The 26,012-nt window shown below is 48.6% G+C and carries 26 protein-coding genes; 12 read left to right on the top strand and 14 right to left on the bottom strand.

Going from position 1 to position 26,012, the window contains the following annotated elements; all coding sequences use genetic code 11:
• Positions 1-17 precede the first annotated feature (17 nt).
• Complete coding sequence (locus AC1S5B_RS08900) at positions 18-2,006, bottom strand: glycoside hydrolase family 10-like protein (protein ID WP_482035315.1); 1,989 nt, start codon at positions 2,004-2,006, stop codon at positions 18-20.
• Positions 2,007-2,153: 147 nt separating this feature from the next.
• Between AC1S5B_RS08900 and AC1S5B_RS08895 the strand changes: the two genes are divergently transcribed.
• Positions 2,154-3,284 carry an iron-containing redox enzyme family protein gene (locus AC1S5B_RS08895; RefSeq protein ID WP_482035314.1) on the top strand — a complete coding sequence of 377 codons (1,131 nt, stop codon included), beginning with the start codon at positions 2,154-2,156 and terminating at the stop codon, positions 3,282-3,284.
• Positions 3,285-3,366: 82 nt separating this feature from the next.
• Positions 3,367-4,110 carry an SAM-dependent methyltransferase gene (locus tag AC1S5B_RS08890; RefSeq protein ID WP_482035313.1) on the top strand — a complete coding sequence of 248 codons (744 nt, stop codon included), beginning with the start codon at positions 3,367-3,369 and terminating at the stop codon, positions 4,108-4,110.
• A 17-nt stretch (positions 4,111-4,127) separates the two neighbouring features.
• Here the strand turns inward: AC1S5B_RS08890 and AC1S5B_RS08885 are convergent, their stop codons facing one another.
• Together AC1S5B_RS08885 and ccmP are read right to left on the bottom strand one after the other, a co-directional pair.
• Positions 4,128-4,934, bottom strand: coding sequence for a pentapeptide repeat-containing protein (locus AC1S5B_RS08885; protein WP_482035312.1), 807 nt, complete (start codon positions 4,932-4,934; stop codon positions 4,128-4,130).
• Between the two features lie 67 nt (positions 4,935-5,001).
• The gene (ccmP, locus tag AC1S5B_RS08880; RefSeq protein WP_482035311.1) at positions 5,002-5,640 is read right to left on the bottom strand and encodes a beta-carboxysome protein CcmP; all 639 of its coding nucleotides are present in this window, start codon (positions 5,638-5,640) and stop codon (positions 5,002-5,004) included.
• 134 nt (positions 5,641-5,774) lie between these two features.
• Between ccmP and AC1S5B_RS08875 the strand changes: the two genes are divergently transcribed.
• Complete coding sequence (locus AC1S5B_RS08875) at positions 5,775-7,334, top strand: hypothetical protein (protein WP_482035310.1); 1,560 nt, start codon at positions 5,775-5,777, stop codon at positions 7,332-7,334.
• 355 nt (positions 7,335-7,689) lie between these two features.
• Positions 7,690-9,078, top strand: a complete 1,389-nt coding sequence (gene asnS, locus AC1S5B_RS08870) for an asparagine--tRNA ligase (protein ID WP_482035309.1) — start codon at positions 7,690-7,692, stop codon at positions 9,076-9,078.
• 229 nt (positions 9,079-9,307) lie between these two features.
• On the opposite strand, the gene AC1S5B_RS08865 is transcribed toward asnS, so the two are convergent.
• Positions 9,308-9,751 carry a hypothetical protein gene (locus AC1S5B_RS08865; protein ID WP_482035308.1) on the bottom strand — a complete coding sequence of 148 codons (444 nt, stop codon included), beginning with the start codon at positions 9,749-9,751 and terminating at the stop codon, positions 9,308-9,310.
• Between the two features lie 227 nt (positions 9,752-9,978).
• Between AC1S5B_RS08865 and AC1S5B_RS08860 the strand changes: the two genes are divergently transcribed.
• The 6 genes from AC1S5B_RS08860 (at position 9,979) to AC1S5B_RS08835 (ending at position 16,005) form a co-directional block, all read left to right on the top strand.
• Entirely contained in the window at positions 9,979-11,286 is a 1,308-nt protein-coding gene (locus AC1S5B_RS08860; protein ID WP_482035307.1) for an FAD-dependent hydroxylase, read from the top strand.
• 131 nt (positions 11,287-11,417) lie between these two features.
• Positions 11,418-12,743 carry a DNA methyltransferase gene (locus tag AC1S5B_RS08855; protein WP_482035306.1) on the top strand — a complete coding sequence of 442 codons (1,326 nt, stop codon included), beginning with the start codon at positions 11,418-11,420 and terminating at the stop codon, positions 12,741-12,743.
• A 203-nt stretch (positions 12,744-12,946) separates the two neighbouring features.
• Positions 12,947-13,849 carry a cell division protein FtsX gene (locus AC1S5B_RS08850; protein WP_482035305.1) on the top strand — a complete coding sequence of 301 codons (903 nt, stop codon included), beginning with the start codon at positions 12,947-12,949 and terminating at the stop codon, positions 13,847-13,849.
• Positions 13,850-13,851: 2 nt separating this feature from the next.
• Complete coding sequence (locus AC1S5B_RS08845; RefSeq protein WP_482035304.1) at positions 13,852-14,691, top strand: DUF3598 family protein; 840 nt, start codon at positions 13,852-13,854, stop codon at positions 14,689-14,691.
• Positions 14,692-14,740: 49 nt separating this feature from the next.
• Positions 14,741-15,550: a pathogenesis-related family 1 protein gene (locus AC1S5B_RS08840; protein ID WP_482035303.1), complete on the top strand. Its 810-nt coding sequence runs from the start codon at positions 14,741-14,743 to the stop codon at positions 15,548-15,550.
• Between the two features lie 194 nt (positions 15,551-15,744).
• Entirely contained in the window at positions 15,745-16,005 is a 261-nt protein-coding gene (locus AC1S5B_RS08835; RefSeq protein WP_482035302.1) for a YkvA family protein, read from the top strand.
• 58 nt (positions 16,006-16,063) lie between these two features.
• On the opposite strand, the gene AC1S5B_RS08830 is transcribed toward AC1S5B_RS08835, so the two are convergent.
• The 4 genes from AC1S5B_RS08830 to AC1S5B_RS08815 form a co-directional block, all read right to left on the bottom strand.
• Positions 16,064-16,879, bottom strand: coding sequence for a hypothetical protein (locus AC1S5B_RS08830; RefSeq protein WP_482035301.1), 816 nt, complete (start codon positions 16,877-16,879; stop codon positions 16,064-16,066).
• 385 nt (positions 16,880-17,264) lie between these two features.
• Positions 17,265-17,498 carry a hypothetical protein gene (locus tag AC1S5B_RS08825; RefSeq protein ID WP_482035300.1) on the bottom strand — a complete coding sequence of 78 codons (234 nt, stop codon included), beginning with the start codon at positions 17,496-17,498 and terminating at the stop codon, positions 17,265-17,267.
• Positions 17,499-17,536: 38 nt separating this feature from the next.
• Positions 17,537-17,785: a type II toxin-antitoxin system HigB family toxin gene (locus tag AC1S5B_RS08820; protein WP_482035299.1), complete on the bottom strand. Its 249-nt coding sequence runs from the start codon at positions 17,783-17,785 to the stop codon at positions 17,537-17,539.
• Positions 17,786-17,795: 10 nt separating this feature from the next.
• On the bottom strand, positions 17,796-17,957 hold the full coding sequence (locus tag AC1S5B_RS08815; RefSeq protein ID WP_482035298.1) for a hypothetical protein: 162 nt from the start codon (positions 17,955-17,957) through the stop codon (positions 17,796-17,798).
• 159 nt (positions 17,958-18,116) lie between these two features.
• On the opposite strand from AC1S5B_RS08815, the gene AC1S5B_RS08810 reads away from it, so the two are divergent.
• Positions 18,117-20,183 (top strand): GmrSD restriction endonuclease domain-containing protein, encoded by a 2,067-nt coding sequence (locus AC1S5B_RS08810; protein WP_482035297.1) that lies wholly within the window; start codon positions 18,117-18,119, stop codon positions 20,181-20,183.
• 34 nt (positions 20,184-20,217) lie between these two features.
• Here the strand turns inward: AC1S5B_RS08810 and AC1S5B_RS08805 are convergent, their stop codons facing one another.
• The 3 genes from AC1S5B_RS08805 to AC1S5B_RS08795 all read right to left on the bottom strand — a co-directional run bounded on the left by AC1S5B_RS08805 (position 20,218) and on the right by AC1S5B_RS08795 (position 21,424).
• Positions 20,218-20,856 (bottom strand): hypothetical protein, encoded by a 639-nt coding sequence (locus AC1S5B_RS08805; RefSeq protein WP_482035296.1) that lies wholly within the window; start codon positions 20,854-20,856, stop codon positions 20,218-20,220.
• Positions 20,857-21,001: 145 nt separating this feature from the next.
• Complete coding sequence (locus AC1S5B_RS08800; protein ID WP_482036613.1) at positions 21,002-21,139, bottom strand: trehalase family glycosidase; 138 nt, start codon at positions 21,137-21,139, stop codon at positions 21,002-21,004.
• A 99-nt stretch (positions 21,140-21,238) separates the two neighbouring features.
• On the bottom strand, positions 21,239-21,424 hold the full coding sequence (locus AC1S5B_RS08795) for a hypothetical protein (protein ID WP_482035295.1): 186 nt from the start codon (positions 21,422-21,424) through the stop codon (positions 21,239-21,241).
• Between the two features lie 104 nt (positions 21,425-21,528).
• Here AC1S5B_RS08795 and AC1S5B_RS08790 point away from each other — a divergent pair, with 104 nt between their 5' ends.
• A complete protein-coding gene (locus AC1S5B_RS08790) occupies positions 21,529-22,137 on the top strand; it encodes an L-threonylcarbamoyladenylate synthase (protein WP_482035294.1) in 609 nt (202 codons plus the stop codon).
• Between the two features lie 54 nt (positions 22,138-22,191).
• On the opposite strand, the gene AC1S5B_RS08785 is transcribed toward AC1S5B_RS08790, so the two are convergent.
• The 3 genes from AC1S5B_RS08785 to AC1S5B_RS08775 form a co-directional block, all read right to left on the bottom strand.
• Positions 22,192-22,395, bottom strand: a complete 204-nt coding sequence (locus AC1S5B_RS08785) for a transposase (protein WP_482035293.1) — start codon at positions 22,393-22,395, stop codon at positions 22,192-22,194.
• Between the two features lie 155 nt (positions 22,396-22,550).
• Positions 22,551-23,465, bottom strand: coding sequence for a TraB/TrbI/VirB10 family type IV secretion system protein (locus AC1S5B_RS08780; protein ID WP_482035292.1), 915 nt, complete (start codon positions 23,463-23,465; stop codon positions 22,551-22,553).
• Complete coding sequence (locus AC1S5B_RS08775; protein WP_482036612.1) at positions 23,419-25,953, bottom strand: sugar phosphate nucleotidyltransferase; 2,535 nt, start codon at positions 25,951-25,953, stop codon at positions 23,419-23,421. The genes AC1S5B_RS08780 and AC1S5B_RS08775 overlap by 47 nt, the downstream gene beginning before the upstream one ends.
• Between the last annotated feature and the right edge of the window lie 59 nt (positions 25,954-26,012).

Raw genomic sequence — 26,012 nt, 5'->3', positions numbered from 1 at the left:
TTCAAAACTCCTCCACCCTATGTTATTGCAATCACAACGGCGGCGCTCTCTACGGCAAGTCTGTTGACGGCGCTGAGGGCATAGGTTCCGGGTGGGGCGATCGCTTCTCTGACATTGGCTGGCAAGATTTGTTTGAGTATCCACTGGTTGCCCGTTTTTTGATAGAGCGTCCACGATCGCAGGTCTGGGGTTGCCGGATTCCAGGTGAGCTTGCCAGCAGCGGCTTTGAGTCCGGTGGGTAAGGTTGGGGCGGATGTGGTCAGCCAAGGGATGGTGGGGGCAAGGGCGGGGGTGCGATAGGTGGTAGTGCGGAAGCGATCGCCCACGCCTTGACGATTTTGGGTGATGGCATCCATGCTGAAAAAGAGATTGCCGAGTACGAATTTTGGCGCTAGCTGTCGAGTGATTTCGATTTGGCGATCGATTTCTGCCAGTTCCCAAGCTTTGCCGTCCAATTGCGCCAAGTTATTGCCGGGATAGAGGTGGCGCCGTTTGGGATTATTGTCTGCCCACCAGTTCAACAGCACCGGATAGCTTTGATTGGGGGCATCAATTCGCCAATAAAGCTGAGGCGACAAATAATCCATCCAGCCCTGCTGCAACCACTTGAGCGAGTCGGCATACAACTGTTCGTAGGCATCTAGTCCTTTAATAGAGGGCGGCTGACCTGGACGATAGATGCCAAAGGGACTAATGCCAAATTTGACGCTCGGTTTGGCAGCGCGAATGCCACTCGCCAATCGCTGAACCAAGCGATTCACGTTGTCTCTGCGCCAATCTGCCAGTGTCAAGGTGCCCCCCGCCTGACGATAGGCTTGATAGGTTTTGTCATCGGGAAAGGTTTGCCCTGCGATCGGGTAGGGATAAAAATAATCATCCAGGTGAATGCCATCTACGTCGTAGCGCTTCACCACATCCAAAATGACGTTGTAGGTGCGGTCTTGCACCACTTTCGCGCCTGGGTTCATCCAAAGCTGATTTCCCCAGGTATACACGACCTCTGGGTTGGTTATGGCAAGATGGGGAGACGCATTGACGGTCTGGCGAGAGCTACGGGCGCGGTAGGGATTGAACCAGGCATGAAGTTCGATGTTGCGTTGGTGGCACTGGGCGATCGCAAATTCCAACGGGTCATACATCGGATTAGGCGCTTTGCCTTGGGTGACCGTCAGCCAATGACTCCAAGGTTCCAAGGACGATCGATAGAGGGCATCGCCTTCGGGACGCACCTGAAGAATCACCGCGTTAAAGTTCATTGCCTGGAGGCGATCGACCAGGGCAATGAATTCAGCCTGCTGTTGCTGTGGGGTCAGCCCCGGCTCAGATGGAAAATCCTTGTTCCAAACGGAGGTGACCCAGGCGGCACGAAACTCGCGGGGATGACTCACCTGCACCGTTTGACTCGGCTGCCAGCGCACGATCGCACTAGAGGCGATCGCAGGAGCCTGCTGCAATGCCACCAAACATTGATAAACAAACGCCGCCATTTCAGCGCGGGTGGTGGGTTGAGTCGGGCGCAATCGGCGCAGAGAGGGATAGTTGACCACAATGCTATTCACTGTTGCTGCGGCGATCGGATTCATGGCATAGGCTGGAATTTGGGATGCATCTTCATAAAGCGATGCCAGCGGCACGGCAATAGTCGTCGATAGCTTTAAGCCACCCATCAATGCTGCTAAGGTTTGCGATCGCGCGATCGCTTCGGTGGGGCGAAACAATCGTCCGGGATAGCCACTCATAAACCCCGTTTCATACGCCCAACGAATGGCACCCACTGCCCAATAGCTGGCTGGCACATCCAAAAATGGACTGTAGGAGCGAATCTTTGGAGACTGCGGAAAAGCCGTTTGCAACACGATCGCGAACTCTGCCCGACTGACCGCTTGCTCTGGTCGAAAACTGCCATCTGGAAACCCCCGCACAATTCCCCGTTGCGCCAACCCTTCAATAAACGATCGCGCCCAATGCGTTTGAATATCTGGGAATTTTACTGAAAACGAAGTCATACCGCCAACACCCACGCTAATTTAGTAGACCAAATATGAAGCTTTCATTTATATCTTTAGATTGAGCGATTTCTCTCTTGGGAAGATGTATTTTAGTAAGAGGATTAATGAAAATGTAAAAGAAAACACAAATAATAAAAGAAATCTATGCAAGGTAGCTTAGTGACTCTGTTGGAAAAGGAGCGAGTTATTCCTCAACCTTTGGAAACTCACCTAAAAAATGATTCCTACTATGAAGCAGAACAAGCCTTTAGTAAACTGATTCAAGCTGAAGACCTAGACAAAAATCTACATAATTATTCCTCGGCAGTGAATATTTTTGAAACTGCTCTGTCCGATGCATTAGCCGCCGCCTATGAAACTGGCGAAGAGTCTGAGGTAGAGCATCGTTTTATTCAGCGAGTTTTGTATCGCATCAATCGGCTCAATCTTTTTTGGTATGACGATTTGCGAAACTATGCCAATGAGCGATCGCCCTACCTACACAAAATTCGCGATCAAATTGAGACCGTTTGGCAGCAGTGGGAACTCGACAATTTTGATCTAGAAGCTTACAAACAACTAGATGTAAAGCAGGCACTTCTCGATCGCTTTGCGGCTGATCTGGAACCGCCTCTATCAACGGATGCTCGCTATATGCGTCAGGAAATGTCATTGGAGGGCTACCGATATTTACTCGCGATCGCCTCCTTCGACGGATTGATTGAAGCCAGCCGTTTATCTCGCATCTTGGGCGGTGCTGCCAACGAAGTGCAAGCGACGCTGACTAAGGTTCTCCTGGAAGAATATGGCAACGGTCGGCTTTCTCGCAAGCACTCCACCTTTTTTGCCCAAATGCTGACCGAACTAGGACTCAGCACCCAACCAGAAGCCTACTTCGACTTGGTGCCTTGGGAAGTGTTGGCAAGCATCAACCACAACTTTTTACTGACGGAATGTAAGCGTTATTTTCTGCGATACAACGGAGGACTCGCTTACTTTGAGGTGGCGGGACCCGCAGCTTATCGCACCTATCTTGCAGCCGCCCAACGGCTCCAACTCTCAGATGCGGCAATGGGCTACTGGGATTTGCACGTAAAAGAAGACGAGCGCCATGGGCGCTGGATGGTGCAAAACGTGACGCTACCTTTAACGGAAATGTATGCGGCTGAAGCGTGGCAGATGATCTTGGGGTATGACCAGGAAAAACTAATGGGCGATCGCGCCAGTGAAGCGGTTGTGCAAGTGATTCGCCAAGGTGAATACACCCAACCCTTACCCGTGATTTCAATCAAATAGCTGAATTGGTTAATTGGATAGACAGTGTATCTGCTCTTGATTTTTCTTATTAACACACTACACGCAAAGTGAGGGTATCACCTTGACTGGAATTTTACTGCGATCGCACTCCACAAAGAAATCGGTTTCTGAAAAAGAAGTCTTCTTCTGTCCTGAAGAATCTCATTTCTATTCCCATTGTCTAGAACGACTCGTTTTTAATCACTGCAACGATACCGACACGATCGTTGAGTTTGGCTGTGGCGATGGCACCCCGGTCATTAATTCTCTAGTGAGAACGAGCTTTGTAGGTAAAGTTCATGGGTATGATCTGAATCCCTCAGCTTGTCAAGTGGCTCAGTCCAGAATTGAAGATTATGAACTCGATCATCAATATTTCATTCACAATGGGTCATTTTTTGAGGCTCCCAGACCCACAGCCCAGTATCTAATTGCCAATCCTCCCTATCTACCCGCACCCGATAAAGATATTTATATGCCTTTGTTATATGGGGGCTTCGATGGTGCCAGCATTACCAATTTGTTGTTAACGCTCGACTATCCCAATGTCATGGTGTTGGTGTCTGGCTATTCTAATCCGGTGGGAACGATCGAGCAGGGCTTAAAGCATGGCTATAGCGTTGAAGATTTTATGGTGACCCCGCTGCAATTTGGCTACTACAGTTCTGAGCCGAAAGTGAAAAACCATATTGCCGAACTACGCAAAAACCATCAAGCGTTTTATTCGGACAACACTTACTTTTTGGCAGGCGTGCTATTTAGAAAACGGGAGCTAACCACTGTAGATTTGTCGAGCGAACTGGTTCGAGTGGTGACTGCTTTATAGAGGTGACTGAACAGCATCTAGCGGAATAAAGGAGGGCGATCGCCCCAGATTACCCCTTGCACTGCCGCTGGATGAAAGTAGCAATTGTCTACGTTTGCCCAATGCAAGTTGGCATGGGTAAGGACGGCATGAGTAAAAATTGCTTGCTGCAAGTTGGCGGCTTCCAAGTTGGCATGAAGCAAGCAAGCACCACTCAAATTCGCTCCTTTCAAGTTCGCTCCTTGTAGGTTTGCGTCTGCCAAATTCACCTTCCGTAAATTCGCCCAGCGCAAATCTGCGCCTGCCAAATTCGCGCCGCTAAGATCTGCCCCAAATAGATAGGCACCACACAAATGAGCCTGAGTGAGAGTAGCCCGGTGCAGAATTGCTTGATAAAAGTGAATGTAACCCAGTTCTACTTGGTGTAAATTTGCGTCGCTAAGATTGGCATTTCCGAGATCGGCACCCAGCAGCAGCGCTCGGCTCAGATTAGTGCGTCGCAGGTGTGCCCCAGTCAGATCGACATCGCGCAGATCGGCTTGGTGTAGCTCGGTGCCAATTAAGTTGGCGTGGCTGAGGTCGGCTCCGCGCAGATTTGCTTGGGTCAGGTTCGTTCCAATTAGGTTGGCATGGCTGAGATTGGCATAGCTAAAGTTGGCGTGGCTGAGATTGGCATCGATTAATTCAGCATGACTGAGATCCACTCTGGAAAAATCAAGCCAGGGCGATCGCCCCCAGTCGGTGCCACTACCGCATTTCCCATCACTCGCAACAGGGTCATGCCCGGTGCGCCGCAGCGATACCAACTGCTGCTTTAGCTGGTTTAAATATCTAACGTCCGCCATCCGCGTTTTGCCCTTTATCCATCGGAAAGCGCCCTTTTACTCTATTTTTGCACTGAATGCCGCCCAATTATTCCAATCGTCCAGCATCGGGCGATCGCCCAGCCACACTTTCGATCGCCGACAGCACGGCGTGGGAAGCCGCCAAAATATCCCGTTCTTCTCCACCCAAATACAATCGCCCAAAGCTGCCGATCGCTGACACTTGCAAAATGTTGATAAACGCCGCTTTTTCCGCTTCATTGGCTGCCAATGCTGCCCAGGCTGCGGGTTCCACTTCAAAAACATACAGCGTTTGCCCAGACATGATCATCTGTCCACGGCGGGTACGGTTAATCAGTTGAGCGTGGTGGGGGTCAATATTGCGAATGATTTGGCTAGAAAGCACACGCGGCTTGAGGCAATCTTGGCGGCGCACTTCTAAGGTATCCAAAATGGCTTTACCGGCTGCCTGGAGTTCTCCTTGATTAGTAGAATGAAGCTCCAGTAAACCATAGAGACGTTCTACCATCAGGACACCGGGACGCACCACCGCCGATTTCAGCGCCACATCGGTAATCCGGTTAATTTCGATGCCGGGAGAAATTTCGATCCAGAGGGAAGCATCCCCTGGGAGGGGAAGAAACCCAATCGAGACGGTTCCTAGATAAGCGGCGTGCTGAGCTTGCAGCCGATCAATATAAACGTAGCTACGCAGGTCAACGCCCAAGGGTTTTAATCAGTCCGGGTAAACTCATCTAGTATACGGTGTTGAGTTTGCCGATCGCTACGAAAGATCACGTTAGGTTTTACTATGGGAGAAGTTTAGCTGGATTGCTGAATCTCCACGAACCCGCTGAACGTTTGCCACTTGGGAACTGGGCGATCGCCACACCTGCCATGCCATCTGATCCGTATCAAAGTCAGGTTTTTCGGAAGCTGTTGCGCCAAACACGCCACTGGCTCGATCGCCGTCAGCAAACGATACGCCAGTTGCAGGTCGCTGCCAGTTGGAGTACCCAAATTTTGGTTTATCCAGTGTATGCCCTGTTTCAATCGGCGCGATTCGTGAAACAATCCCTACGGGAATCGCTGGGTCAGGCAATCCAACCTGATCTATCCTTGCTGTCCGATGATCGTCTTGATAAGATTGAAATTCCGCTGCAATCATCCTCACCGCCGATCACAGGGGAAACTGCTTTACAACAAGTTTTTCAGACAGTAGAGAGTTTTTCTTTGCCAGAACGATTACCCATTGGACTGGAGCCACAAACGCGGGTACGGGCGATCGCGTGTCTAGTGGAAACCCAAACCTTAGTATTAGTGACTCAATTTAATCAAATATTGGACGTATTAAACCCACAGCAGCAACATGAATTAGCACAGCGGATTAGTTGGGAAATGGCAGCTTCCGGGCGATTGCGTCGTCCTAAAAGATTGTTCGATCGAGTGATTGGAGCATTGCAAGGAGCGCGGCGATTGCTCGATATGCGCCCAGCAGCCACCTATGCCTTGCCTGCGTCTGACTCAGTTTCCTTGGCTGTGGATGCCCCGGTGCGGCAGTCAATGCTAGCAGTGCGCGATTACTTGACAGAAATTGATTTATCTAGCCACTTACCGTCGTTAAAAGTAGATCCAAACCCATCTGCCCTGTCCTCCATTTTTATTCGTGGAGTCGCCACCCAACTGGAGGCGCGATCGCTGGTATTGGTGACCAATCGCAATGAGATTCTGGATATTTTGAATGCTGACCAACAACTGATTTTGCAGCAGCGGATTATCTGGGAAGTTGCCCACTATTGCCGCTATTTACGATTGCGCTATGCTGCGGCTCAGCTTGATGTCGTGCGATCGCCCAGTGCTAAGAGTCCAGTCTTCCCCGGTGTGCGCCCGTTTTATCAATTAATGGCATGGATGCAGCAGGGTTCTGTGGCGATCGCCACCAACCTATTTAAGGAAGCAGATCTAGCGGATACTTCACCTCAGCTATTGCCGTCTGCACCTCAGATTAATTTCACTCAACTTTATGATTCCCGTAAAGATGCTCCTACCCTGCGGGAAGCAGAAGCCACGGAGACGCTTCGCGAACGTTTCACGAATCGCATTACGGTTGCTTTAATCTCGGTCATTCGCCGTCCTCAGCGATCGCTCAATCCTGAACTAACCACCACACTGCCTAACGCAACTCAGGTGATTTCTGAGAAACCAGATCAACGAATCCTCAAAAGAGAGCGATCGCCAGACATAGCGGCTAGTTTAGACAATCCCCTTCCAGAAATCATCGATACTGAAGTCACGCTAGTGGGCTATGAGCCAAGCCTTCTAGAGCAAATTATGCGCCTACTGGATCTCTGTTTCTTATGGATCGAGGAATTTGTTCGCCTGCTATGGAATGGCTTACTGAAACTGGTTCCCAAGCGATAGAAATATAGTTTTGGGTTTATGAGAAGTTTATGAGAAAATGTGGGCGCAAGACCGATCTCATTTGACCAGTTGCCTCAACCGTAAGCGATTGGCTCCTACACTCTATTTTTGGCGACAAGCGCGTTTTAAGAATGCAACCTTGCGATGAATTCGCTGCTCACGCCGCATGATTCGCAGTGTATCCATATCCTGAGCAGCGTAGCCGGACGGCTCGATCGTTATTAGAGCGATCGCTCATCCGCAAAAACTCCAAGTTCTTTAAAGACTAGAAATTCTGCCTCAAAGCCTCCACTTTGCTACACTCAGTTCAACCTGAAAACAGGTATTCTCATTCCGCCCTCACCCCTCCGTCCCTATGACTCGCCGTATTGCCGACATCCTCCGCCACGGACAGCCCACCGAAACCGTCACTATTAAAGGCTGGGTTCGTACCAAGCGCGAACAGAAAGAATTCAGTTTTGTGGAAGTGAATGACGGCTCTTCTATGGCAGGGCTGCAAACGGTGATTAGCCAAGGTCTACTGGATTATGCAGCCACGATCAAACGGCTTAGCACCGGGGCATCCGTGGAAATCTCCGGCACGTTGGTAGAGTCTCCCGCAAAAGGACAACGGATTGAATTGAAAGCCGAGACGGTTACGGTTTATGGCGAAGCCGACGCAGAAACCTATCCCCTGCAAAAAAAGCGGCACTCGTTTGAATTTTTGCGAGACATTGGACACTTGCGCGGTCGCACAAACACCATAGGCGCAGTGTTTCGAGTGCGAAATGCAGCGGCAACGGCGATTCATCAGTTCTTTCAAGAACGTGGGTTTCTCTGGGTACATACGCCAATCATCAGCGCCAGTGATTGCGAAGGAGCGGGGGAAATGTTCACCGTTACGGGCTTTGATCTCAACAAAGTGCCATTGACGGATGATAAACAGGTGGATTTTGGCAAAGATTTTTTCGGTAAACACGCCTACCTCACCGTCAGCGGACAGCTTGAAGCTGAAATTATGGCAATGGCGTTCAGCAATGTCTACACGTTTGGTCCTACGTTTCGGGCTGAAAATTCCAACACGTCTCGCCATTTGGCAGAGTTTTGGATGGTGGAACCAGAGATGGCATTTTGCGATTTGGATGGCGATATGGAACTGGCAGAAGCTTTTCTCAAGTATGTATTTAAATATGTAATGGAGAACTGCGCGGAAGACATGGAGTTTTTCAATCAGCGGATTGATGATTCGATTTTGGCGACAGCAGACAACATTATCAATAATGAGTTTGCACAGATTACTTATACGGACGCGATCGCCCTCCTCGAAAAATCCAAGAAAACCTTTGAATATCCAGTGGAATGGGGCTTGGATCTCCAGTCGGAACACGAGCGCTACTTAGCAGAAGACCACTTCAAAAAGCCCACGATCATCACCGACTATCCCGCTAAGATCAAAGCCTTTTACATGCGGATGAACGACGATGGCAATACTGTCCGGGCAATGGATATTGTGTTTCCCAAAATTGGCGAAATTATCGGCGGCTCTCAACGGGAAGAACGGCTAGATGTTTTAGAGCAACGGATTACCGCCCAAGGACTCGACCTTGCCGATTACTGGTGGTATCTCGATCTGCGACGCTATGGCACTGTGCCTCACGCAGGCTTTGGGCTAGGCTTTGAGCGATTGGTGCAATTCATGACCGGCATGGGCAACATCCGCGACGTGATCCCCTTCCCCCGCGCCCCCCAAGAAGTCGAATTTTAGAAAATCTGCGGGTTGATTAAACGTTGCCGATAGCGGTTCCCGCGTCACAACAACTGAAATGCGTCTGCCTGACTGCCTAGGCGAGTAAATCAGTAAACATAATCAAATGCCCTGATATAAATAAGCAGCAGCCGTTATGTCAGGGCATTTATTCGTGCTAAGACAGACTGCTGAGAGCGTTTGAATTCAACATTTTGAAGAACTCAGCCCTTTGTCATCCCTAAATTGTTTAGTTGATAGCATCCTTGATGCTATCAACTGTGCGCTCAACCGCATTCTTGGTGTTGTCTACCGCTTTCTGAGTCCGATCAGCATCTTCCTCGGCTCTTTTCTCAATTCGACCCGCGTCTTTCTTGGCTTTGCGCTCTAAAAAGTTGCCGCCATCAGTTGCATTGTCAACTTTTGCAGCATTGTTCTTGGCAGTTTGCTCAACCTTATTTTTGGTGTCTTCAATAAAGCCTTTAGCGTTGCTAGCGTCTTTGCTAGCCTTATGCTGAATCTGATCGCCAGCATCGCGTGACGCAATCAAATTGGTAGCGGGGTTCGCCATGGCAGCCATACTGGAGGAGAATGCACCCTGCCAGATAAAGGCGATCGCGGACACACATAAAAGCGTGGTAGTCAGCCAACGACCTACACGAGATAATTGTTTTGAAAATAAGTTCAATGTCATGAGATGTAATCTCCGTAAGCTTTAGCAATCTCATTTTTACTGCATTTAGCTATGTAGTTAAATCGCCCTATAGATAGAAAAGGTAGAAATTGATTCATCACAAACTGTCAGAAGAATTCATCAGTTTGATAGATTGAATTTTGAGCCGCGATCGCTTGCATCCATTGAGGAGTAAAGGTGACAATAGGGGTAAACAGATCTTCAAATAACGATACGTTTATTTAAATATGACGTTTGATTTGTATTCGACTCCTGCTTTAGAGCAAAATTATTCTCGGCAACCACTTCAGCAAGCCGCTACTGAAGAATCTAAGACGCAATCTAAAAAACTGGACTATGATGTGGCGATCGTCGGGGGTGGCATTGTTGGGCTAACCTTTGCCTGTGCGCTCAAAGAGTCTGGTTTGCGAGTGGCAGTCATTGAAGCCAAAACCGATTCAGCCGCCGTAGGTCGGGGACAGGCGTATCACATTAACCTAATGTCTAGCCGCATCTTTGAGGGCATTGGGGTATGGGAGCAGATGCAATCTCAGGTCAATCCTATCCAGCAGATCCGTCTTTCGGATGCCAATCATCCTGGGGTCGTGCAGTTTTTACCAGAAGATTTAGACGCGCTTGTATTGGGATATGTGGCAAATCATCGGGTGGTGCTTGAAGCACTACAGGCGTTTTTGCGCCAATGTTCGACTGTGACTTACCTGTGTCCGGTTGAGGTGGTGCAGATCGAATACCAGGCTGATTGCGTGGAACTGGAGGTGATCCAACAGGGCGAAACCAAACGTATTTCGGCTCAGCTATTGGTGGCAGCAGATGGGGCGCGATCGCCGATTCGTCAGCAGGCAGGGATTCGCGCCGATGGTTGGCAATACTGGCAATCCTGCGTCGTCGCGTTTATTCAACCTGAAAAACCCCATCACAACATTGCCTATGAGCGGTTTTGGGAAAGTGGACCTTTTGCAATCTTGCCGTTGCCCAATAATCTCTGTCGCATTGTTTGGACGGCTCCTAAAGCAGAAGCCGCTGCAATTTTAGCGCTGGATGATGATCAGTTTTTGGCTCAGCTACAGCAGCGCTTTGGGGATCAGATGGGCGCACTTGCTCTCGTGGGACAGCGCCACTTGTTTCCGGTTCATTTCATGCACAGCCGGGACTACACGGTGCCTCGTCTAGCGCTGATTGGCGATGCGGCTCACTGCTGTCATCCGGTTGGTGGGCAGGGCGTAAATTTGGGGATTCGCGATGCGGCGGCTTTGGCGCAAGTGCTACAGGTAGCCGCTCAACAAGGGGACGATTTAGGGCTGTTATCGGTGCTACGTCAGTACGATCGCTGGCGGTTTTTAGAAAACCTGATGATTTTGGGTTTCACCGATGTCCTCGATCGCCTATTTTCCAATAGCCTATTTCCACTAGTAACCCTTCGTCGGGCAGGATTATGGGCTTTACAATCTGTGCAACCGCTTAAGGTGCTGGCGTTGAAGCTGATGACAGGACTGCTGGGGCGATCGCCTGAGATTGCAAAGTCTAACCATCGATGAAGTCATTGATCCATCTGTTCAAATGATTACGTAAGTCCTGAGATATGCTAAATTGCTCAGATTAGTTAAGGTTGCATTAGTGCAAGTGATCTTCTTTAATGCATAGAGCTACCTTTCATTTGGAAAACACCTTGCTCAATCTTGTTGATCCGTTGAAGCAAACATCGGATTTTAGCTTGCTACATCTCAACCAACTAAAGGACTGCGATCGCGCGGCTCATGACTGGTATCGGTTTGTGTTGTCGTTTCCGCCGCACTTGGTGCAAGATTACCTGGAGCGATTTGGCATCACGGCTGGTCAGTGTGTCCTAGACCCGTTTTGCGGCACGGGCACAACCGTAGTGGATGCGAAAAAGATAGGCATTGCCAGTGTGGGCGTGGAAGCAAACCCAATGGCGCATTTTGCCGGATCGGTGAAGCTGGATTGGAGTCCGAATCCTGATCAGTTGGTGCAGCAGGCTGAACGAATTGCGGAACGATCGCTGAGAGAGATTGAGCGTGAAGGAGAATGGAGATCGCTGCCAGAAGACAGCGCCAAAATTATCCTAAAAAATTCGATTAGCCCTTTACCGCTGCATAAAGCGCTGATTTTGAAAGAACAGATTTTAGCGGAACAGTCATTTTATGAGCGCCATTTGCTGTTAGCATTCGCACGGGCGATCGTCGCCGATATCAGCAATCTGCGGTTTGGTCCAGAAGTGGGCGTGACGAGTAAACTTAAACCCGATGCGCCCGTAGTGGAGGTGTGGCTGGGACGGGTGGCGGCAATGGCAGGGGATTTGCGCTATTTGCAAACCTTGCCCAAGGCACCTGCCACGATTCATCATGCCGATTCGCGCCAGTTGTTGCAGGTGCTAGAACCCAACTCGATTGATGCAGTCATCACTTCGCCGCCTTACCCCAACGAAAAAGATTACACCCGCACGACTCGGCTAGAGTCCGTCCTGCTAGGTTTTTTGAATAATAAAGCAGAACTACGGGCGTTGAAACAAGGATCGATGCTGCGATCGAACACCCGCAATGTCTATAAAGCAGATCTCGATGATCAGTGGGTTGCTAAACACGCTGGAATTCAGCAGATCGCTCAGGCAATTGAAGATCGTCGGATTGAACTCGGTAAAACCAGCGGCTTTGAAAAGCTCTATCATCGTGCAGCAAAACACTACTTTGGCGGCATGGCAAAGCATCTGGCAGATTTGCGGCAGGCTCTTCGCCCCAATGCCCAACTTGCCTATGTCGTCGGCGATCAAAAATCCTATCTTCAGGTGATGATTTACACCGGAAATCTGCTAGCAGAAATTGCTGAAGGCTTAGGCTATGAAGTCGTTCGGATCGATTTGTTTCGTACACGCCTAGCAACGACCCTGAAAGAACAAATTCGTGAAGAAGTGGTAGTGTTGCGCTGGTCGGGAAAGATGCCTGCGATCGCCTATCCATTCAGCGATCGCCCTTTGTAGAATAATTTCATCTGCCAGTCATAACCACCTGTTCAGCCGTTAGCTTTAAATCTGGGAAAGTTACAGAGACAAGGATCTGCTTTGCCAGCATTACTAGGGCAACGAGTTTTTCCATTGAATCTATTGACGATCGCCCCATCTTCGTCTAGCGTATACCACGACTCTTTTGGAGTCGATCGCTGACCTCAAGCTAACGTGTGACAATGCTGCAAATTTTCACAAAAACCGACTATCTTCTGCGTGAGACCTTTCTAGGGCTGCGGCGCGGCGGCTGGATGAACTGGGCAGCAATCAGCACGATCGCCGTACTGCTATTTTTGTTTGGCATTAGTTTGCAAGCCTCCTGGCAGCTTGAAGGCTTGCTCAATCAATTTGGCAATCAGCTAGAAGTGTCTGCCTATCTCGATACGGGCGTTCAAGCGGCTGATTTGCGACCCAGTATCGCCGCAATGCCAGAAGTGGCAGCAGTGGAAGCCGTTTCTAAGGAAGCAGCCTGGACAGCATTAATTAAGGAATTGGGCATTTCAGAAATCAATGGCGCAACCCAACAGCTAGAAGGCAATCCGCTGGTGGATGAACTCAAGGTAAAAGCAAAATCTCCCGCTGGCGTGCCCATTTTGGCAGCAAAGCTTTCGCAATTGGCAGGAGTGGATGAAGTCATCTTTGTGGATGAAGCTGTGAAACGAGTGGCTCAGCTTAATCAAGGGCTGAATTGGATGAGTGGAGTGGTGATTACTTTGTTAACCTTGACCGCGATCGCTGTAATTACTACTACTATTCGCCTGATTGTCATGGCACGTCGCCGCGAAATTGAGGTGATGCAATTGGTGGGTGCCACCACAAGCTGGATCTATCTGCCGTTTATTTTGCAGGGTGTCACCTTTGGCGTGGTCGGAGCCGCGATCGCTTGGAGCCTACTCAGTGCTTTCCAACAATTTCTCAATCGCCTTTTGGCTCAACAGCCAGAATTCATTCAGTTTCTAACGAATGGCTTCCAGATTAGCCCGTTCCAAAGCCTATTCCTCGCCATTATCTTATTGAGTTTAGGAAGCACGATTGGGGTCATGGGCAGCCTGTTTGCCGTCCGCAAAATCGCCATGAGGTAGCTATGAAATCTCAATGGGACTGTTTACTGCAAAATCTAGGCGAATGGCAGGGTTCCTTCACCCGCTTTTCGGCGGAGGGCAACGAACTGGAAGATACGCCAACCATGGTTTCCTTGGAAGGGCTGAATGGCAATAAAACCATTCGTCAAGTTGTACGCCGCTTCACGCCGGAACCGAATGAAATCATGTTGGAGTACAGCACTTTGGGGCGTGGAATCCTGTTTTTTGAAGAGGGCGCATTTTCTCAAGGAGCGCTTCAGTTTTCACCTTTTTCAGAATTTGGCGCTGAGTTAGGCTTCATCCACGGCGATCGCCGCTTGCGGTTTGTGCAGTTGTTTAACAAAGAAAGTCAGTGCGATCGCGTTACCCTGATCCGAGAACATCGCGCAGGAACACTGGCTGTAGAGCGTCCGCCCTTGACTGTGGAAGACCTAATCGGCACTTGGCAAGGAGAAGCCACAACGTTCTATCCCGATTGGCGAGAACCTAGCAGGTTTTCTAGCACCCTGAACATTCAGCGAGAGGGCGATCGCCTATTGCAAGAGTTATCTTTTGGGTCGGGCGCATCCAGCCAAGCGATCGCCTCAGTCGCGGAGATTGATGGCAATCGGCTAATGTTTACCCAAAGTGTTCAGCCTATTCAGATTGTATTGCTACCAGATGGGGCATCTTCAAACTGTCCCGTGCAGATTAAACCGAGAGAAGCTTTTTTCTTAGAAGCAGGCTGGCTAATTGAGCCTAATTTGCGCCAACGAATGATCCGTTGCTATGGCGATAAGGGCGAATGGTTAAGTTTAACCCTAGTGACTGAACAAAAAGTTCCGGCTGAGTGGGGAACTTAAAACACTTGGGCATACTCAAAGGAACGAGACGTTTGTGGTAGGCAAAAAGATGATTCCACTACGATATGGTTCACTCACGACCGCGATCGCCGTCGGTCTATTAGCGGCTTACATCAATCCGACGCTGCCAGCCAATGGAATTCTAGCGGGGATGCAGCCTATGCCGAATGCAATTGCGCCAAGCCCATCCCTCCCGATAATCGCTCAAAAACCAGCCTTGCCGTTTCCGCTGGATGGCAAACCAGTTTATGTGCGTCGGGGCAATCAATGGCAAGAAGCTTTATTAATGGGCTATGCCTGGAATAGTCAATCGGGTGTGCGCTATGACGTGAAATATATCCAAAGCGGCACCACCGAAAAAGGCGTTGGAATTAATCGGATTAAGTCCTTAAACAGCGCTCAACAAGACGGAATTGCTACCACGGTGTATGACGTATCCAGTCAGGCAGGAATTCAGCAGATGCTGAATGCTCACAACAAATGGCGGGAACAAGCGGGCGTGGCTGCGGTCACCTGGTCGCCACAGTTAGCAACGGTTGCTCAGCAATGGGCAACCAAACTGCTGAAAGAAAACCGCTTTGAACATCGGACAGATTCACCCTATGGAGAGAATCTAGCCGCTGCATCGGGGCAACAGTTCAGCCCAGAGCGTGTGGTAAAGATGTGGGGCGAGGAAGTCAGCGATTACAACTACGCGGCGAACAGTTGTAAACCGGGCAAAATGTGTGGACACTATACGCAAATTGTCTGGCGCAACACGAAACAAGTGGGGTGTGGCATGGCACGCGGCAACGGTCGAGAAGTGTGGGTTTGCAATTACGATCCACCGGGAAATTTCGTCGGACAAAAGCCATATTAGCGAGATGTTCTGGCAGACTTTGCCCTACCGAGATCGCCCCTCAATGCTTCAACCTTTGAAACAAAAGCACTCGATATTCCGAAACTCTAGTGTGGATTTCTAGCCCATTTTCGACGGCTACCCGACCCGATTGATTGCCGAAGCGATCGCCGAAAGCTGTGAATCTTTACTCTGTAGTCACACAGAAGTTAGCCATGTCTCCCCTCAAATTTGTTTACTCTTGGTATCGCACCACGCTCCGCCAACCCAAGCTCCGCTGGTGGATTGTGGGCGGCACGTTGCTATATGTGCTGAACCCATTTGATGTATTGCCCGACGTGTTTCCCGTGGTAGGGCAAGTTGATGATGCCGTCGTGGTGACAATTCTGGCAGCGGAAATGTCTCAGGTTTTGCTAGATGGCAAAAAAGCCCGCAAAGAGCAGAAACAGATTAAGCGAGAAAATTTGCTTGCGTAGTTTAGGCACAAAAAGGAATGCAATCTGTCTGGTCTAGTTGTATTCTTCCCGTAAACGCTTACACGCAGGGGGCTTGGCTGTCTAAAAAATGGTGCCAGTCAAGCCGATAATATTGGCTCAGTTTCAGTCTAATGATTGGATGCAACGCCGGGGTTGCCAAGCTGGAACTGAGCGCAAAAATCACCCCTTCCTTAAACTGCTGAAAGTCGCGATCGCTTTCTCCTGGCAATCTCGGTTTGCTGTTGGATTCAAATCCATTGGATGCAAATAGATTAGATGCAGAGGCGATCGCTTTCTTGTCGTTGGCTGGCTGGCGGACTATTGCAACGGCGGGTAGGCTGACTGAGTGGCTCGAAGTGCTGGCTGCTCGGTGATCCGAGTCTTGTGTTTGACTTTGCCTAACTAGTTCTGTGTCGCCACTTAAGGGAAAGGTGAGCGAAGGAATTTCTGTCAGGCGCTTTAGCTTAGAAGCCGCTTTGACGCTGGGAAGCTGGAGCAGCATGGTGCGATAGGAAAGGGTTGCCTGGGGCAAGGGTTCCGGCTGCGCTTCCGGGCAGGGTGGAGGCGCGAGCGCCGCAGGAATTTCACTTCGCACCAATCGCTCAAACTCATGAGTGAAGTGGCAAAGCGGTTGACCGCGCCGCTGCCAAATGTGCAAAATTTGCTCCACCGAAACTGCTTTATATCGTCCTTGATACAGCGCTTCTACTACGGACAACAAAATCCATGGCGCTGGATATGTTTCTAACCAGGCAGCCATCTGTTGCTCAATGGTAATGTCTAACTCAAAACTATAGTGACGCAGCAAATTGGCTGCATGACTAACCGCCGATTGAGTGGCAGAATCAATAGAATTATGTGGCAGGTCTATCATAAAATCTCTGCGATTGCAGAAAAGCCCCCGATCTTGATCCCTATCATCACAAATGATTGAGATCGCGTGATTCAAGTTTAGTCGAATATTTGCGAAGGGCACAGCCTTAGGACGCGTAAAGCAGTTGCCATACCCAGTTCTTTTTTGAGAGCAGCGATCGCTTAGACTCAAAGTTGAATGTCGTTCATGGTTTGGGAGAGTCTGTCGTAGCTTTCCCGCTGAATATAGTCAACTGGATTCACGACCTCACAGACTAATGAAAGTTTTCTGGCTTGCCTTAGTAGCACGTCATCACAAGTGAGGAAAAAGTTTGCTTGCTTATCAGGGTCGTTGGTGGCTCTGTCGCGCAACAGTTCAAGGGTATTGGAATGGGAGGGGGTAGTAATTAGGCAACCTCCTCTAACTCAGGAATATGTTCTGCTTCGTAGTTTTCAATTAAAACCCCAATCACGTCCATCATTGAAGCAAGAGGATGAGTTTCATTCTCGCCCACTTGATCGATCAGGGTATCCAGTAGCTCAACTAAATGCTCATATTCCTCTTCTGTGTGAGGAACAAAGACTGTTTCGGTAATGGATGACCAGGCAGCGATCGTTTGATCCAGATTAAGGCTTTGCATTATTCTTTCCACCTCTCTTCATCGTACTCAGCGTGAGTTCATACAGCCCGAATGTGGACTTTCTTCCGATTGTAATGAATAGCTGCAATCAGTCGAACTTTGTTACCTCCAACGTTAAAGACAGTCAATTTTCCAACTTGATCGGCGGATGGAAATAGTTCACGGAGTTCAACGAAGGTTGCAAATTCATTTTGTTTGATGAGTTTGTACCACTGAGCTAAAGCGTTTTTTGTATCTGGATGAAGTTTGGCAAACTCATTGAGCCGTTTACGAGTAACCACGTGCATATCAGTGTGCTCATGCCTCCTCTTCAATTTTCAAGCCTACGTTTTGCATTTTTAATTGCTCCCGTGCCCATTGCCGCAGTTGCTCATCGGGGTCATTTTCCGCTCTATCGCGCAGCAGTTCAAGGGTTTTGGGATGGATGAGAACATCATCATCAGTTTTTCGAGTGTTCATACCGCATCAATAACTTGCTATCAAAATCGCTGTTAGTGTGCGTAAGGTAAGAAGGATGGGAACGTTAATAACGGAAGAAAACCAGACATTCGCTTAAGCATCAATACATTTTATTCCTACTCAAAAGTTTTTAGCTCCTTGCTCTAAAGGTTTATGTCCATGGCAACTACTCAGAGAATTCACTCTCTAATCGATGACATTCAGAAAAACCGATATTTCCTACCTGAATTTCAGCGTGGTTTTCGGTGGAACTCTGAGCAAGTTAAAAAATACTTCCAGTCCCTCTATCGTGGTTACCCAACAGGAGCCTTTTTAGTTTGGAAAGCTGAAATTCCATCTAAAATCAAAGGGTCTTCTCCTTCAGAAGAAAATACTTTTACACGGTTAATTCTAGACGGGCAACAACGATTGACTACTCTCTACACGCTAATTAAAGGCGTTCCGCCCAACTGGATTGAGGGTAATCCGCCTAGAACAGACTTGTTTTTCAACCTAGAAACTGAGGAGTTTCAGTACTTTACTCAAACTTTGATGACTGGCAAGCAAGAATGGATTCCCGTTGCTGACTTACTACAAAAGGGAGCAGGAGCTTACATTGCAAATGCCGCCGCTAGTAGCCCAGAACTTGCCGTGTATTTAGTAACTCGACTGGAACCATTGAACCGACTGGACGGCATCAAAAACTACGAGTATTACATTCAGGAAGTTGAACAGCAAAACCCAATGCAGGTGGTTGAAATCTTCAACCTCGTTAATAGTGCTGGAACTCCGCTTTCGGATGCCGACCTTGCTTTAGCAGTGATTACAGGTCGATGGGAAGACTGTAAAGACAAAATGCGTGCTGCTTCTGAGAAATATAAGAAGAGTAACTTCCACTTCGATTTATATTTCTTTACCCGTTGCATTGCTGTCATTGCCACCGCTCGTGGTGTGTTTGATAATGTATCGGCTCTTACTAAAGATGATTTAATCAATGCTTGGAGCAAAACTGAAAAATCATTAGATTACTTGGTTAATGTTTTGCCCCAACACGCTTATATAGATGACACATCATTTTTAAGCACACCCTATATATTTTTCCCACTTGTTTACTACCTCTCAAACAATAAGTTCAAGTTTCCTGACGCTAAAACTCGTGATAAATCGCTTTACTGGCTTTACAACGCGTTAATGTGGGGGCGTTATAGTAACAGTTCGGAGTCAGCCCTCGATCGCGATGTTCGTACCCTCAAGGAAACTAATTCAATTGATGAACTTGTCAAAACGGTGGCTCTAACACGAGGAGGAAACCTTGAAGTTACAGAAGAAGACTTAGAGCTACAAGGTGTTAGAAGCCGCTTTTATCAAATTTTCTACATTCTTGTTCGACGAAATAATGCCGTCGATTGGGCAGATTCTTCCTTTCCTCTTTACAACCATGTGGTTGGACGCTCCTACTCCATTGAACGTCATCACATTTTTCCAAAAAGCAAGCTCTACAAAATTTTCAGTTCCAATTCTACCTATGACAAAAGTCTGGTAAACGAGCTAGCCAACATTGCGCTGCTAACTTCAGAGACCAATCACAGTATTTTCAACAACGATCCTGCTGTTTATCTACCCAAGGTTGGTGCTAATCAGCTACGCTGCCAATTTGTTCCCTGTGAACCTGAACTTTGGCAGATGAGTCTTGAAGGTTATCAAGCTTTTATCAAGGAGCGGAGACGACTTTTAGCGGCAGGAATCAACAAATTTATGCATGAACTTCATCAAGGTGATTCAACCATTCACGTATCGCGAGATGTTGAGCAATGGCGACAAAAGGTTGAAGAATTGGAGCTTGCAATTCGCCAACTGATTGAAGATGTTGCAGCAGAGCATGAAGAGGACATTGTTTCTAACTCTTATATTCCGCATCATATTGTCCCCAAATTAGATGGAAAAATTCAAAAATATTTGAAGGAGAATCCTTCTGATAGTGCGGAGAGTTTTAAGTCTCTTAAGAAGCAGTTAAAATTTTTTGATGTGTCTGAATACTGTGACTTAATTATTAGCAGTACTAATTGGCAGTACTTTGAACCCTACTTCAATGATAAAACGTCATTACAAAGCCGTTTTAAACAGCTTCAAAATCTGCGAAATACGCTAGCGCACAATCGTGAGCTTACCGATGTAATTATAAAAGATGGCGAGGCGGCAATTCTTTGGTTTTCAAGCGTCCTCAGGCGCTACTCCTTAGCAGCCTAATTTCATCTCATCTGTTCACTAGCCAAAGTCTTATCTACTGATCGGTGCAATCAATTTCGTGCAGTTTCAGAGACCCATAGCTAATTTGCAGACTGGCGCGATATTTGGCAACATCAAAGCCGGGTGAAATCTGAGTGGTGTTACGGGCGATCGTTTCCAGAAGTTCAGTCTCCAGCAGCGATCTCAACTCTGGGGATTCCCGTACAATTCGTCGCACTTTTTTGAGGTATTCGCTGCCAATTCGTTGCCAGTCAAAACCCGGGGGCAGAATGGGAAATGGTTTACCTTTCAGTGTGGACTGTTGCCAGGTGGTAGTTAATCCTGCCACATCGATAGCGCTGCAATCTTTTTCAAACGCTTTACCCAGAATTGGCTTCACCGACTCATTCTGGACAAATTGCATCAAGGCTGGATCGTAGCGATCGCGAATTTCAGCTTTTGACAAATCCTGATCTTCCAGTTCATCCGTCACCAGTAGCAAAAACGCTTTCAAGGCTCCAGCAACCGCTTTCTTTGCCACCTCTGGTTTGGCCGCCGCCACTCCTTCCTTCAGGCACCCTTTGAAAAAATCCTTGACATAATCTTCTACGGCGTTTTGCCCCAGCTTCAGCAGTTGCTCAAGTCCAACTTTTGCCAGTTCTGTCGCACCAACAGTAAGTATCCATTCCAACATGCCGAATATCTCAGGAACGTACAAGATTCTCTATAAATCTCGCTTCATCCTAGCCCTTTAGCTTTGATGTCCCAAAGTATTGCTTTGTTGAGTGGATGCCCAAGAAACCCATCAAGTTAAGGGGAACCAGAAAAAATGTTTCTATTTATCTATAAATGAAATGTAAGAACTCTAACGCTGTGGCATTTGTCCAGCCAAAGCCTATTTCATTGGAACTATAACCAAACAAAATTTCATTAGAAACATTGGCGGAACAGCGACAAACATCATACTTTTCAACAATGGTTCCATTTTTTCAAACTCCTCATACCAGCAATTCTCATTATAGGAAATAGCTGTTCAAGCTCCCCAAATGTGGGTATGGTGAGAACATCTAAACAACCTAAGAGAGCCAGAACCGTTGAGAGGATGTCTTACACGCCAATGTAGAGAATCCTTCTATGCAAACGATGAGTCCGGCGGGTTCAGCATCAACGAATGCGAGAATGACGGGTGCTGTTTCTCTTTTGGCAAGTTCTGTCGGAAGATTGGCTTTGACAGACTCAGTTAGACCTTTACCAACGCCCATGGGATGAAGCACATACTCATTCAGCAATTGAACAACTACCTTTACATGATAAATAGAGTCTGATTATTTTTTAGTACTGAATCTTCTTTCTACTCTTCTATTTTATGCCCCAAGTTTTTTTAGATGAACTGACAACCAAGGTTTTTGCCGGGACACACTTAGCTAGTTTTCCAACAGATACGGTTCCCGCTTTGGCGGCTCATCCTGAGCAAGCCGCGCTAATTTATACGGCAAAACAACGTAGTTTTGATAAGCCACTCATTTTAATGGCGGCAACTGTGATGGATCTTTGGGAGTATGTGAAAGGCACGGAGGCAGAGCGCTATCAATGGGAATTAGTTGCCAATCAGTATCTTCCGGGCGCGTTAACATTGGTGCTGCCTGCGAGCGATCGCGTACCCTCCATGATGAATCCTCATGACTCTACGACGATTGGGGTGCGCGTCCCTAATCATGCGATCGCTCAGGCGATTTTGGCTCAAACGGGTGCGCTGGCAACTACCAGCGCCAATCTTTCTGGGCAACCGCCGTTAGAAAAAATCAGCGAGATTGAAGCCCAATTTCCAGCCGTCCTGACCCTTTCACCTGAAGAGAATCGGCGGATCGCCGGACAGTGTTCCCTAGCTGCTTCAGGGACCCCATCGACCGTAGTTCGCTGGAATGGCGGTGACTGGGAGATTTTGCGGCAAGGAGCCGTTGTCTTAGAACTTTAGCGATCGCGACTACATTAATTTTTATCAATGAAATGGGCTGAAAACCCCGTTGTTTTAAGACAGCTTTTCTTGTTCCTGAATATATCGCTTTAGCACGTCTACCAGCGCGCCACCCACGGATGAAACAAAGTCGCGAGTCCATAGGGCTTCTCCGCCATAAGGCTTCTTGAATCCAGCCTGTCCGTATCTGCGACTTGACACATCTTTTAAGGCGTTCATTAGCTGAGAAATCGAAAGCCTAAGCGGATACTCAAGCAACCTCTTACACAGACCTCTTGAGTAAATAGGAGAAAGTGGCTAGAACTAGGTCAAGGAGAAGTTATAAGCGATAAACAACTTAGCGAACTCAAACCCGGAGCGTTCAAACGTCGATGTGGGGATCACTCAAGAGTCCTATTCCATAGGGCTGTAGCTTAATATCGGGGATAGGCGGGTGGTTGATAGCTAGAATAGTTTGGCTCTAGAGCAAGGCGTGAATTGAGAGTCAGTGTTAGATCGGTGTTGGGATTCAGTGCAATGGAATCACTGGTCGGTTTTTGCCCTAACAGTAAACCACCGGCTGCACCTAGCCCAGCACCTAGCAAAATTTTGGGAATGGTGACGCGCCTTCTGCCCGCGATCGCTGAAACCGCTGTAGCCCCAACGCCCCCGATGCCAGCCCCCTTCAAAATCGCGTTGCCGTTAATCCCGTTTCCTTGTGTATCTGTAGTAGTGACGATCTCAGAATTGGCATTGATCGCAACCCGGCTACCATTTTGCAAAACTAGGGTATCTGCAATGAACTGCGCCCCGCCATTGACAGGCACAAGCTGTCCCCTGACTTCACTTCCTGCGGGAATTAATAACTCGCCGTTGGCAGCCCGAATATTTTTAGCCACCGACACAATTAACGGCTTAGATTCGGTGGGAGTCACAACAAATTTATCGGTGCCCAGATATCGCACGGGAATTCTTGCCCCAGCCGGAATAACAACGACGGGAGGCTGAGCAGAAGGAAAAAGCTGAGCAACGGTGTAGGGGGTTGGATTGGCAACCGCCCCAGAGGACAAGGTGAATGGCGCGATCGCCCCGGCTGTGATTCCTGCGATCACGACCCACGCTGAACCGACCTGCCATCGATTGAGTACTTGCATTGGATGCCCTCCTACAAAAGTGCTGTTAGACAATGGGTAGACGGTGCAGGTAGGGCAATAGTTCCGACTTTGGGAACGATTGCGCTCCATTCGCGATCGCAGTTTGGAAATCATGCGATCGCTGTCTACTAACGAGGCGATCGCCCCGTTAGTAGGAATAAGTGCTTTCAGCGTAGATTTCTTCTTCGGATTCATGTTCGAGATCAACAAATGCTTGAACTCGGATGCGGTAGTCTCGCAGGGTTTCGTCTACCCAGTTGCGATCGGGGCTGTTGGCAAAAATATGGACTAACGGTTCTCCCGCATCGGGCAAAATCAGCACCCAACCATCGGATCGATGATCAAAAATTTTCACGCCGTCCACTAGTTCCAACGATTCCACCGGATGAGTTTCGACCAAGTGCCGCATGAGCGAACCTTTGGTTGCCCAAGGGCAGCGGACGACATGAGTTTTATGGCTAATCCGGGGCAGCGCTGCCCGAATTTGTCCGAGCGATCGCTCTTGAATAGTAAGCAGTTCAATGATCTTGGCAATACAAAACATGGCATCAAAGCCGGGATGGAGGTGAGGAAAAATGAACCCCATCTCGCCACTGCCGCCCAGAACCACATTGGCGCTGGTTTGGCAAGTTTCCATCAGGGCGGTCGGGTTTGCCTTAGTACGAATCACCCGACCATCGTGACGGCGGGCAATATGTTCCACGGCGCTGGAAGCATTAACAGGCACCACGATCGTGCCCCTAGGAGTTTGAGTTAGCATCATTTCTGCCATCAGCGCCGTTAGCATTTCGCCGCGAATGGTGCTGCCAGCCTCATCCACCAAAATCAGTTGTTCGCCATTGGCATACACCTGCACCCCAAAATTCGCCTTCAGCGCTTCGACGACGTGCCCCAGTTGGCTGAGTAACATTTCACGATTAGAGTTGGTGGGCGCGGTTTGGCTGAGGCTGGCATTCAGCACTACAGCATCGCAGCCAAATTTGGCGAGAATTTGGGGTAGCACCGCTCCCGATACCGCGTAGACATAATCAATGACTACTTTGGAACTACTGTGGCGAATCGCTTCCACATTCAGGTGACGCTCGAAACTGATGCCGTAAATATCCAGCATTTGGTTAGCGTAGGCGACGTTGCCAATTTCGTGCATTTGAGCGCGACGGAAATCTTCCTTAAAGTATGCGCCTTCAATTTTCTTTTCCCGCGCCTTAGAAATATTGATGCCTTTGTGATCAAAGAATTCGATCAGGATATGGTCGGGGCGCTCTGGATGGACGCGGACATGAATGCCACCCGCGATCGCGATCGTCGGCACAATCGATCGCGCCACTGGAATGGCTGTAGCTTCCAGATTTTGAATGTTTACCCCAACGGACATTAACCCCGCAATCAGCGATCGCGACACCATTCGCGAAATCGTCCGTTGATCGCGAGAAACCGTGACATGGGAACCAGACTTAAGCGTGGAACCGTAGGCAGCCCCTAGTTTCACTGCAAACTCCGGAGTAATGTCAATATTCGCCAGACCAGACACCCCCCGCTGACCAAACAAATTGCGATAGGCAGCCTGCCCCCAAATCAAGTTGATATTGAGAATGGCACCCGGCTCCACCCGTTTGCTGGGCCAGACTCGCACACCGGGGCTAACTTGGGCTTCTTCGCCAATGGAGGAAAGCGGACCCACGACGGCACCTTCTAACACATGGGCGCGGCGATCGACTCGCGTGCCGCGTGCAATCACACAGGCTCTTAAATGGGCTTCTTCCCCCACGATCGCCCCATTCCACACAATCGGACGTTTCAGATTCGCCTCTGTCCCCACCGTCACGTTATCGCCAATCACCGTACCGCCTTCAATCAACACTCGTGCCCCAATCCGGCAATTGCTGCCAATCATGGCGGGTGCTTCGATCTGCGCGGTCGGGTCAAGGTAGGTGTTTTGCCCAATCCAAATACCGGGCATCCGCTCGTCGTAAGCAAAATCGAGCTTGACTTTACGAAATAAGCCGTCGTACTGGGCTTCGCGATAGGCATCCAAATTACCGACATCGCACCAGTAACCATCCGCAATGTAGCCAAACATCGGTTCCTCTGCCGCCAACATTAGCGGAAACAAATCTTTAGAAAAATCACTTTCCTGGTTTTCTGGCAGATACTCTAATACCTCTGGTTCCAAGATATAAATGCCCGTATTGACCGTATCGGAAAAGATTTCGCTGCTGGATGGTTTTTCTAGAAAGCGACAAATGCGATAGTTTTCGTCGGTGATCACCACGCCGAATTCTAGAGGATTGGGAACGCGGGTCAGAATCAACGTTGCTTTAGACCGATGAGCTTTGTGGAAGGCGATCGCGTCTTTCAGGTCAAAGTCTGTAACGCTATCACCACTGATCACCAAAAATGTGTCATCCAATAGCTCAGCAATATTTTTAACGCAGCCTGCCGTCCCTAAGGGTTGATCTTCCTCGACGGCATAGGTCATTTGCACGCCAAAATCGCTGCCGTCTTGGAAATAGTCCCGCATGGCATCGGGCAAGTAGTGCAGCGTGGTGATAATTTCATAAATGCCGTGGCGCTTTAGCAAATTAATGATGTGTTCTGCGATCGGACGGTTGAGAATCGGAACCATCGGCTTAGGAAGGTCGCAAGTCAACGGTCTTAATCGAGTTCCCGATCCTCCTGCCATCAAAACTGCTCGCATACGCCCTCGATTTTGTGTTTTAAATGAAAAAGAATGAAAAAGTT

Source organism: Leptolyngbya sp. CALU 1928 (genome assembly GCF_056784215.1).
Note: the sequence above shows the minus strand (reverse complement) of the source record. Positions and strands in the feature narration are given on the sequence as shown.